Raw genomic sequence first — 10,372 nt, forward strand, 5'->3', positions numbered from 1 at the left:
AGTCGTGCTCGCTGGTAAACCCGCACCTGCAGATACTGTTCGAATACGGGAGATGGCGCATATCCTGGGGGCAGAGCACCTATGATCTCGCGTGAAGCACATGCCATTCGGCGAGCTTCGGAGGGAAAATAGCAATTTCTATTGAATGCTAATAGAAAATGCTATTTTATTTTAGTTTTACCTATTCTTCTGAGGCTTGTATGGATCCTTACGAAAATCCCTTCGCCCCGGGCGCAGGGACTCCTCCTCCTGAGCTCGCAGGTCGAGACGCGATTTTGGATATGGCCCGTATTTCCTTCGTGCGAGCCGTGAAAGGTCGGTCTGCAAGATCGATGATGCTATTGGGGCTTCGCGGGGTCGGCAAAACGGTACTCCTTAACGAGATCGGAAACATCGCCCGCGCCGAAAATATGCTTGTCAGCCAGATTGAGGCTCCTGAAAACGCCACGCTATCGACGCTGCTCTATCCAGAACTCCGCCGAGTGATGCGTTCGCTATCCGGGGTTGAGGCGGCCAGGCAGATTGCTTCTCGTGGACTGGGCGCCCTCCGTAGTTTTGCCGCGATATTCAAGATTGATGTCGGTGGGGTCGAGGTCGGGGTTGAGGCTGCTGAGCCAGGCCTCGCCGATAGCGGTGATTTGCAGCACGACCTTCCGGACTTGTTCACCATAATTGGTGAGGGCGCAAAAGCAGCTGGTAAGGGCTGGGTTTTACTGATCGATGAGGTCCAGTACCTCTCGGAGAAGGATTTGTCAGCGTTGATCGTCTCGCTGCACCGAATGTCCCAGCGTGGGCTGCCTGTGGTAATGGTAGGGGCAGGTCTTCCTCAGGTGGCAAAGCTGGCCGGCGAGGCAAAGTCGTATGCCGAGCGACTTTTCCAATATCCAGCGGTAGGGCCTCTCGATGAGACCGCCGCGAAACTCGCGGTGCGTAAACCGGTTGAGGAGGAAGGAGAGACGATCGACGACGCGGCCCTTGACGCTATCTTTGAACGGACAAAGGGTTACCCCTTCTTCTTGCAAGAGTGGGGGTCTGCCTCATGGGATGTTGCACCCGGGCCGGGAATTACCCTCGCCGACGTAGAAAGGTCCTATTCAGAAACGCTGGCCCGCCTTGATGTGGGTTTCTTCAGGGTCCGGTATGACCGGCTTACCAGAGCAGAAATCCAGTTTGTGATGGCGATGGCCAAACTCGGCGACGGCCCGTACCCCATCACGGGAATTGCTAAAGAAATGGGGCGCGATCAATCCTCGCTTGGCCCTGCCCGCGCCAATATCATTTCAAAAGGCATGATTTACAGTACAGATCATGGCTATCTGGACTTTTCCGTTCCGTTGTTCGCTGAATATCTGCGTCGCCAGCAACAGTGATCCTGGCCAGTGATGCCGATTGATCACTGCGCTACCAGGCCAATTGCCCACTCGGTGGCACTTGGCAACTAACAGTCAGCGCTGGATGCGCTAAGCATGTCGATCATCTGGATGTCGAAATCGCGTTCAAGATAGTCCAGGCGCTTTTCGAAGAACGCGGCCATATGTGGCAGGGCCGAGTGCACATCCAGCGCGGCCTTGTCGGCCCACACCTCGAAGAACACGAACAGGCTCGGGTCGTGCTTGTCGCGCAGCATGTGGTACTCGATGCAGCCAGGTTCCTGGCGGCTTGGCTCGACGTAGGCCCGGAACAGGGTTTCGAATGCTTCAGCCATTTCCGGGCGGGTCTTGGCTTTGAGGATGAAGGCGTACTGCTCACTCATGGGTCACTACTCGATGATGGAAGGTGAGGCGATTCTACGGCAATAATGAAGCACCCATTCGTGACTTCAGGTCAATTGTATTTTGCCCCTGCATGGCTGTATCCCGCGCTCGCGAGCCCCTAACCTGCGGCCTGAATTTTTCGCGAGGTGCACATGAAAAAGATCCTTCTGCTCAATGGCGGTAAACAGTTCGCTCACTCCGAGGGTCGCCTCAACACGACCTTGCACGAAGCGGCCGTCGCTCATCTGGACCGCGCCGGTTTCGATGTGCGCGAGACCTTCATCGATGGTGGCTATGACGTTCAGGAAGAAGTGGAGAAGTTCCTCTGGGCCGATGTGGTGATCTACCAGATGCCAGGTTGGTGGATGGGCGCGCCATGGACGGTGAAGAAGTATATCGACGAGGTGTTCACCGCAGGCCACGGCAGCCTGTATGCCAACGACGGCCGTAGCCGTTCGGACCACTCGCAGAAGTACGGCAGTGGTGGCCTGGTGCACGGCAAGCAGTACATGCTGGCGCTGACTTGGAATGCGCCGCAGCAGGCGTTCGATGACCCGACCGATTTCTTTGAGGGCAAGGGCGTGGATGCGGTCTATTTCCCGTTCCACAAGGCCAATCAGTTCCTCGGCATGACAGGCCTGCCAACCTTCCTGGCGGTGGATGTGATGAAGCGCCCGGATGTACCGGCTGCTCTGGCGGCCTATGCGGCGCACCTGGATGCGGTGTTTGGCAAGGCTCAGTGATTACTGACCTGTGGCGGCCTCTTCGCGGGCTTGCCCGCTCCCACCGAGGGAGGGTGAAAACCTGTGGGAGCGGGCGAGCCCGCGAAGAAGCCGCCACAGGCACCGCTGGACTTGCCCTCGACAAGCGGCTATCTAATCTCTGCAAAGTCCACCCACAGGCCACGATGTGAAAACCCGATCCGAAGAACTCCAGGTGTTCGTCACCGTCATCGACTGCGGTTCGATTTCCGCCGCTGCCGAGCAGATGGGCCAGACACCCTCCGCTGTCAGCCGTACCTTGTCGCGCCTGGAGGGCAAGCTGGGCACCACGCTGGTCAACCGCACCACCCGGCGCATGGACCTGACCGAAGAAGGCCGTTTCTTCCTCGAACGCTCGCGCTTGATCCTGGAGCAGATGGACGAGATGGAGGAGCGTCTGTCGATAAACCGCCAGACCCCCACCGGGCGCCTGCGCATCAATGCCGCTGCGCCGTTCATGCTGCATGCCATCCTGCCGTGGATCGGCGAGTTCCGCCGCCAGTATCCGGGCATCGAACTGGAACTCAATACCGACGACCTGATCATCGACCTGCTGGAGCAGAGCACCGATGTGGCGATCCGCATTGGTGAACTGGCCGACTCCAGCCTGCACGCACGCAACCTGGGCTGCAGCCCGGTACAGGTGCTGGCCAGCCCGGCCTACCTGGAAAAACACGGCACGCCGCAGCGGGTCGAGGACCTGGCCAACCACTGCCTGCTCGGCTTCAGCCAGCCCGAATCGCTCAACCAGTGGCCCCTGCGCCATGCCCAGGGAGACCGCTGGAGCATCCGCCCGGCGCTAATCGCCTCCAGTGGCGAGACCTTGCGTCAACTGGCGCTGGCCGGCGAGGGCATCGTCAGCCTGTCGCATTTCATGACCCATGAAGACATCCGCAGCGGGCGCCTGCAGGTCGTGCTGGGCGAGGCCAACAACGGCTACCGCCAGCCGATCCATGCGGTGTACTACCGCAACACCCAGCTGGCGTTGCGCATCCAGTGCTTCCTCGATTTCATCCAGCGCAAGTTGGCGATGTACGCCTGCTGAGTTGTCTGAACGCGACAGACCCTGCCTCCACGCGGCGAAACTTCCTACAGTTGATTGCACAGTCGAAAGGCATCGGCCTTACTGACTGCTCAACAAAAACAACACCAAGGAAGTGTCATGCGTATTGTTCCGTTTCAGTACCTGGCTCTGGCAGCCGCGATCCTGAGCTGTTCCTCGGTCCAGGCTGTCACCCTGGAGGGCGGCGCGGTGGCCGCACCCGATCAATATGGTGCACAGGTGGCCGCCGACATCCTGAAGAAGGGCGGCAATGCGGTGGATGCGGCGGTAGCCACCGCCTTCACCCTGGCGGTGACTTACCCCGAGGCCGGCAACATCGGCGGTGGCGGCTTCATGACCCTGTTCGTCGACGGCAAACCCTACTTCCTCGATTACCGCGAAGTCGCGCCCAAGGCCGCCACACGCAACATGTACCTGGACGAAAAGGGTGAGGTCATCGAGAACCTCAGCCTGGTCGGGGCGCGCGCTGCTGGCGTACCGGGCACGGTGATGGGCATGTGGGAAGCGCACCAGAAGTTCGGCAAGCTGCCCTGGAGCGAACTGCTGACCCCGGCCATCGGCTACGCCAGAAATGGCTTCAAGGTGGCGGAAAAGCAGTACCAGTACCGCAACGATGCCCAGGGCATGTTCAAGACCGCGACCAACTTCAACGATTACTTCGGCAACATGAAGGTCGGCGAGCTGTTCCGGCAACCGGAAATGGCGCAGACCCTGGAACGCATCGCTGACAAGGGCGTGAGCGATTTCTACCAGGGCAAGACTGCCGACCTGCTGGTGGCGCAGATGCAGGCCGACAAGGGCCTGATCAGCAAACAGGACCTGCAGGACTACAAGGCCGTGTGGCGTGAGCCGATGGCAGTGAGCTGGCGCGGCAACGTGGTCTACACCGCGCCCCCACCCAGCTCCGGCGGCGTCGCGCTGGCCCAGCTGCTGGGCATCAAGGAAAACCGCGCGGCGGATTTCCAGGGGGTGGCGCACAACTCGGCGCAGTACATCCATTTGCTGGCCGAGATCGAGAAGCGCGTGTTCGCCGACCGCGCCGACTACCTCGGCGACCCGGCCTTCACCAAAGTCCCGGTCGACCAGCTGGTGGCCAAGGACTACCTGGCCAAGCGTGCCGCCCAGGTCAACCCGAAGGCCATTTCCGAGACCGACAAGGTCAAGCCGGGCCTGGAACCGCACCAGACCACGCACTTCTCGATCGTCGACAAGCAGGGCAACGCGGTCAGCAACACCTACACCCTCAACCTCGACTACGGCAGCGGCGTGGTGGTGAAAGGCGCGGGCTTCCTGCTCAATGACGAGATGGACGATTTCAGCGCCAAGCCGGGCGCGGCGAACGCCTTTGGCGTGGTGGGCGGCGACGCCAATGCCATCGCGCCGGGCAAGCGCATGCTGTCGTCGATGAGCCCCAGCCTGATGACCCGCGATGGCAAGGTCGCGCTGGTCATCGGTACCCCGGGCGGTTCGCGGATTTTCACCTCGATCTTCCAGGTGATGAACAACCTGTACGACTACGGCATGCCGCTGGACAAGGCCGTGGCGGCGCAGCGCGTGCACCATCAGTTGCTGCCCAAGGACACCATCTACTTCGACAGCTACGCGCCGTTGACCGGGCCGGTGGCTGACGAGCTGAAGAAAATGGGGTATGCGCTGGAGGACCAGGGTTGGGAGATGGGTGACATCCAGGCGATCCGGGTGGACGGGGCCAAGCTCGAGACCGCGTCGGACCCGCGTGGGCGTGGGGTGGGGATGATCGTCAAGTAAGCGGTCGCCTGTGCCGGCCTCATCGCCGGCAAGCCAGCTCCCACAAGTACGGCGCTGCCCTCAAGGCTTGTGCAATCCCCTGTGGGAGCCTGGCTTGCGGGCCTCATCGCCGGCAAGCCAGCTCCCACAAGTACGGCGCCGCCCTCAAGGCTTGTGCAATCCCCTGTGGGAGCCTGGCTTGCCGGCGATGGGCCGCAAAGCGGCCCCAAATTGCAAAGGTCAGACGCGGAACTGGCTGACCAGTGTCTGCAACTGCCCGCCGAGGCGCGCCAGCTCCACGCTGGACGCTGCGGTCTCGTCACTGGCCGCCGCCGTCTGCTCCGACACATCGCGCACATTCAGGATGCTGCGGCTGATTTCTTCGGCCACCGCACTTTGCTGCTCTGCCGCCGCGGCAATCTGCTGGTTCATCGACTGGATGCTCGACACCGTGCTGGTGATGCTCTCCAGCGAGGCCCCGGCCTTGCGCGCCAATTCGACGCTGCTGTCGGTCAGGCTGCGGCTGCCCTGCATGGCGTTCGCCACTTGCTGGGTGCCATGTTGCAGGCTGGCGATCAGTTCTTCGATCTCTTCGGTGGACTTCTGCGTACGCTGGGCCAGCCCGCGCACCTCGTCGGCGACCACGGCAAAACCACGGCCAGCCTCGCCGGCACGCGCCGCCTCGATCGCTGCGTTCAGCGCCAGCAGGTTGGTCTGTTCGGCCACCGACTTGATCACGTCCATCACGCTGCCGATCTTCTGGCTTTCCTGCTGCAGCAGGCTCATCGCCTCGGTGGAGCGGTGCATGTCCTCTGCCAGGCGCTCGATCTGGCCAATCGCTTCGCCCACCACGCGGTCGCCGGCACGCGCTTCGTCATCGGCACCGGTGGCCGCATGCGAAGCCTGCTCGGCATTGCGTGCCACTTCCTGAACGGTGGCGGCCATTTCGTGCATGGCGGTGGCCACCTGGTCGGTCTCGACCTTCTGGCTATTGGCGCCGGCGCTGGTCTGCTCGGTCACCGCCGAAAGTTCCTCGGCGGCGCTGGCGATCTGCGTGACGCCGTCGCGGATGCCGCTGATCAGCTCGCGCAGGGTGGTGCCCATGCGGGCGATGCCCTGTTGCAGCACGCCCAGTTCGTCGCGGCGGGTGACCCGCAGGCTCTGGGTGAGGTCGCCGCTGGCGATCTTCTCCACCGCCGCCAGGGTGTCGCGCAGCGGGCGGGTGATCTGCCGGGTAATCAGCACGGCCGCCAGCACGCCGACCAGCAGCGCCAGCAGCGTGGCGATGGCCTGCAGACTGCGGGCCTGGGAGCTTTCGATGTCGCGGCGCTGCAGCTGGATCTGGTACAGCGCGTCGCTGCGCTTGACGATGTCGGCACCCTGCACCGTCATTTCGGCGCGGGCCGTGGTGATGTTGGCGACCGCGTCACGGAACTGGCGCACGGCATCACGGTAGGCCAGCACCGAGCCTTCGAACTGTTGCAGGCGGGTGTCTTCGGCGGGCAGCTGGCGCTTGAGGTTGTCGATTTCGGCCAGCGCGGCGTCCAGCTGGCGCAGGGCAGCCTGCTCGTTGGCGGTGCTGTTGTCGGCGATATAGCCGCGTACGTCGATGCGCACCTGCAACAGTTGCTGGCGGGCCTTGCTGATCAGCTGGTACTGGGCCAGGCGCACACTGTCGGCTTCCGGGCGCGCCATGACTTCCTGGCCGAGGGCATCCATGGCCTGGTCGGCGCGGCTGGCCGAGCTGTCCATGGCCGTGCGCGCGGTGCGCGTGGCGTCGTAGCCCTGGCGCATCTTGTTCAGCGAGACCTTGTAGGCGCTGATGGTTTCGCCCAGCTCACTCAGCAGCTTGACGTTCTCGGGGCTCTTGAAGGTGCTGGCCAGGTAGGCCTGCTGCTTGCTGAAGGCGTCCAGCTTGGCCTGGGTGTTGGCGGCGGCGGTATCGTCGCCGTTGGCGATCATGTACTGCAGGCGCGCAATACGCAGGTCGGTCAGGTCCTTGTTGAGCTGGCCGATATCGCCCATCCAGTTGCTGCGGTCAATCAGGCTGCCCAGGCTGGTCCAGCCGGTCAGGGCCAGCAGGCCGGTGAGGATCAGTACCAGACCGAAGCCCAGGCCCAGTTTGAGGTTGACGCTGATGTTGGCGAACCAGCTGTTCATGCACGCTCTCCAGAAGTTGTTTTCGCTCGCTTGATCTCCGATCGCCAGGCGTTGTTGTTCTGGATGCCCGCTGAGTCGTGCAGGGGTTATCGGCAGTGATGACAGAAGCTGAAACGCTTTTTCAGCAAAATATGCAAAGGGGCCTGGTTAACACCCCAGGTTTTGCGCGGTCCCTGTGGGAGCGGGTTCACCCGCGAAGCAGGCGACGCGGTGGCTGGCACCGGCGTTGCCGGTGTTCGCGGCTAAAGCCGCTCCCACACTGACCGCGCCAGCCTGTTGCGCTTAGTGTCAAAGGCTACGCGCACTGAACGTATCGCAACGGTTCACCTCGCCCTCGGCAAACCCGGCCTTGAACCAGCGCACGCGCTGCGCCGAGGTGCCATGGGTGAACGAGTCCGGCACCACACGGCCGCGACCCTGCTGCTGCAAACGGTCATCGCCAATGGCGTTGGCGGCGTTCAGCGCTTCCTCGACATCGCCCGGCTCAAGCCAGTTCAGGCGCTTCTGCGCCTGGTAGGCCCAGACCCCGGCCAGGCAGTCGGCCTGCAGTTCCTGGCGCACCAGCAGGCCATTGTCGCCTTCCATGCGCTGGCCGCTGCGGCGCGCGGCATCGACCTTGGCGGAAACACCCAGCAGGGTCTGCACGTGATGGCCGATCTCGTGGGCGATCACGTAGGCCTGGGCAAAGTCGCCGGCGGCGGCGAAGCGGGTTTCCATTTCGCGGAAGAACGACATATCCAGGTACACCCGCTGGTCCGCCGGGCAGTAGAACGGCCCGACCGCTGCCGAGGCAAAGCCGCAGGCCGAGTTGACCTGGCCGCTGAACAGCACCAGCTTGGGGTCGCGGTACTGTTTGCCGCCCTCGGCGAACAGGGCCTTCCAGGTGTCTTCGGTGTCGCCCAGGATCGAGGCGACAAACTGCGCCTGTTGGTCATTGGCGGGCGGCGCCTTGCCGCCCGCGCCACTGGGCGCCGCTTGCTGTTGCTGCTGTTCCAGCTGGCCGGTGAGCTGGCCAAGAATCTGCAACGGGTCCTGGCCGGTGAGCCAGCCGATGCCGACGATCAGCAGAATCGCCCCGAGCCCCAGCCCCTTGCCGCCGCCGAAGCGCATGCCGCCCCCGCCACCACCTTCGCCTCGGGCATCGACCACGTTGTCGCTGCGTCGGCCTTTTCGCCATTCCATGAATGCTCTCCGGAGCGTGAAACAAGAAGACAAAGATTAGTCCACGACAGCGGTAGGTGTCAGTCCAGGGCAGCTATCCATAACCATTTGGTTATGTTTGCGGCGGCTGTTTTCAATGTTCATCGCGCCTGGGTTGTCCGAAACTGCATGCAGGCTTCAAACGAGCCCAGCGCATTTCCATAATTCCAAGAGAGGAAACCGGCATGCCCGCCCAGGACAACAGCCGCTTCGTGATCCGTGATCGCAACTGGCACCCGAAAGCCCTTACGCCTGACTACAAGACCTCGATTGCCCGCTCGCCGCGCCAGGCCCTGGTCAGCATTGCGCAGTCGATCAGCGAAACCACCGGCCCGGACTTTTCCCACCTGGGTTTCGGTGTTCACGACCATGACCTGCTGTTGAATTTCAATAACGGTGGCCTGCCGATCGGCGAGCGCATCATCGTCGCCGGGCGTGTGCTCGACCAGTACGGCACGCCTGTGCCGAACACCCTGGTGGAAATGTGGCAGGCCAACGCCGGCGGCCGTTACCGGCACAAGAACGACCGCTACCTGGCCCCGCTGGACCCGAACTTCGGTGGCGTCGGCCGCTGCCTCACCGACCGTGATGGCTACTACAGCTTCCGCACCATCAAGCCAGGCCCGTACCCCTGGCGCAACGGCCCGAACGACTGGCGCCCGGCGCACATCCATTTCGCCATCAGCGGCCCGTCGATCGCCACCAAGCTGATCACCCAGCTGTACTTCGAGGGTGACCCGCTGATCCCGCTGTGCCCGATCGTCAAGTCGATCGCCAACCCGCAAGCCGTGCAGCAGTTGATCGCCAAGCTCGACATGAGCAATGCCAACCCGATGGACTGCCTGGCCTACCGCTTCGACATCGTGCTGCGCGGCCAGCGCAAGACCCACTTCGAAAACTGCTGAGGACCCCGCCATGCCAATCGAACTGCTGCCGGAAACCCCTTCGCAAACCGCCGGCCCCTACGTGCACATCGGCCTGGCCCTGGAAGCGGCCGGCAACCCGACCCGCGACCAGGAAATCTGGAATCGCCTGGCCAAGCCGGACGCGGCGGGCGAGCACATTCTGCTGATCGGCCAGGTGTATGACGGCAACGGCCACCTGGTGCGTGATTCGTTCCTGGAAGTGTGGCAAGCCGATGCCAACGGTGAATACCAGGATGCCTACAACCTGGAAAACGCCTTCAACAGCTTTGGCCGCACCGCGACCACCTTCGATGCCGGTGAATGGACGCTGCACACGGTCAAGCCGGGTGTGGTGAACAATGCTGCGGGCGTGCCGATGGCGCCGCACATCAACATCAGCCTGTTTGCCCGGGGCATCAACATCCACCTGCACACGCGTCTGTATTTCGATGACGAGGCCGAGGCCAATGCCAAGTGCCCGGTGCTGAACCTGATCGAGCAGCCACAGCGGCGTGAGACGTTGATTGCCAGGCGATGCGAAGTGGACGGGAAGACGGCGTATCGTTTCGATATCCGTATTCAGGGGGAAGGGGAGACGGTGTTCTTCGACTTCTGAGTAAAACCTGGGGCCGCTTTGCGGCCCATCGCCCGGGGCGCCCCCCCCCCCCCCCCCCCCCCCCCCCCGCCGGGGGGGGGGGGGGGGGGGGGGGGGGGGGGGGAGAGACAAAAAGGGGGGGGGCGGCGCCACCGAGGGAGGGGGGGGCCCCCCGCGCGCCCCCCCGC

The 10,372-nt window shown here is 63.0% G+C and carries 9 protein-coding genes; 6 read left to right on the forward strand and 3 right to left on the reverse strand.

From position 1 onward, the window contains the following. The first annotated feature begins 200 nt into the window (after positions 1–200). Entirely contained in the window at positions 201–1,370 is a 1,170-nt protein-coding gene (locus C6A77_RS20840; protein WP_114171172.1) for an ATP-binding protein, read from the forward strand. Positions 1,371–1,438: 68 nt separating this feature from the next. Here the strand turns inward: C6A77_RS20840 and C6A77_RS20845 are convergent, their stop codons facing one another. Then, complete coding sequence (locus C6A77_RS20845) at positions 1,439–1,753, reverse strand: putative quinol monooxygenase (protein WP_114171173.1); 315 nt, start codon at positions 1,751–1,753, stop codon at positions 1,439–1,441. 153 nt (positions 1,754–1,906) lie between these two features. On the opposite strand from C6A77_RS20845, the gene C6A77_RS20850 reads away from it, so the two are divergent. The 3 genes from C6A77_RS20850 (at position 1,907) to ggt (ending at position 5,345) form a co-directional block, all read left to right on the forward strand. Beyond that, a complete protein-coding gene (locus tag C6A77_RS20850; RefSeq protein ID WP_114171174.1) occupies positions 1,907–2,497 on the forward strand; it encodes an NAD(P)H-dependent oxidoreductase in 591 nt (196 codons plus the stop codon). A gap of 166 nt (positions 2,498–2,663) precedes the next feature. Next, complete coding sequence (locus tag C6A77_RS20855; protein WP_114171175.1) at positions 2,664–3,560, forward strand: LysR family transcriptional regulator; 897 nt, start codon at positions 2,664–2,666, stop codon at positions 3,558–3,560. 117 nt (positions 3,561–3,677) lie between these two features. After that, positions 3,678–5,345, forward strand: a complete 1,668-nt coding sequence (gene ggt, locus C6A77_RS20860) for a gamma-glutamyltransferase (protein WP_114171176.1) — start codon at positions 3,678–3,680, stop codon at positions 5,343–5,345. A 219-nt stretch (positions 5,346–5,564) separates the two neighbouring features. On the opposite strand, the gene C6A77_RS20865 is transcribed toward ggt, so the two are convergent. Next, a complete protein-coding gene (locus C6A77_RS20865; RefSeq protein WP_114171177.1) occupies positions 5,565–7,484 on the reverse strand; it encodes a methyl-accepting chemotaxis protein in 1,920 nt (639 codons plus the stop codon). A gap of 288 nt (positions 7,485–7,772) precedes the next feature. After that, the gene (locus C6A77_RS20870; RefSeq protein WP_114171178.1) at positions 7,773–8,666 is read right to left on the reverse strand and encodes a neutral zinc metallopeptidase; all 894 of its coding nucleotides are present in this window, start codon (positions 8,664–8,666) and stop codon (positions 7,773–7,775) included. 203 nt (positions 8,667–8,869) lie between these two features. Here C6A77_RS20870 and pcaH point away from each other — a divergent pair, with 203 nt between their 5' ends. After that, positions 8,870–9,589 (forward strand): protocatechuate 3,4-dioxygenase subunit beta, encoded by a 720-nt coding sequence (pcaH, locus tag C6A77_RS20875; RefSeq protein WP_114171179.1) that lies wholly within the window; start codon positions 8,870–8,872, stop codon positions 9,587–9,589. 10 nt (positions 9,590–9,599) lie between these two features. Next, positions 9,600–10,205 (forward strand): protocatechuate 3,4-dioxygenase subunit alpha, encoded by a 606-nt coding sequence (pcaG, locus tag C6A77_RS20880; RefSeq protein ID WP_114171180.1) that lies wholly within the window; start codon positions 9,600–9,602, stop codon positions 10,203–10,205. Positions 10,206–10,372: the final 167 nt, after the last annotated feature.

It is taken from the genome of Pseudomonas sp. AFG_SD02_1510_Pfu_092 (assembly GCF_003331055.1).
Lineage (GTDB): Bacteria > Pseudomonadota > Gammaproteobacteria > Pseudomonadales > Pseudomonadaceae > Aquipseudomonas.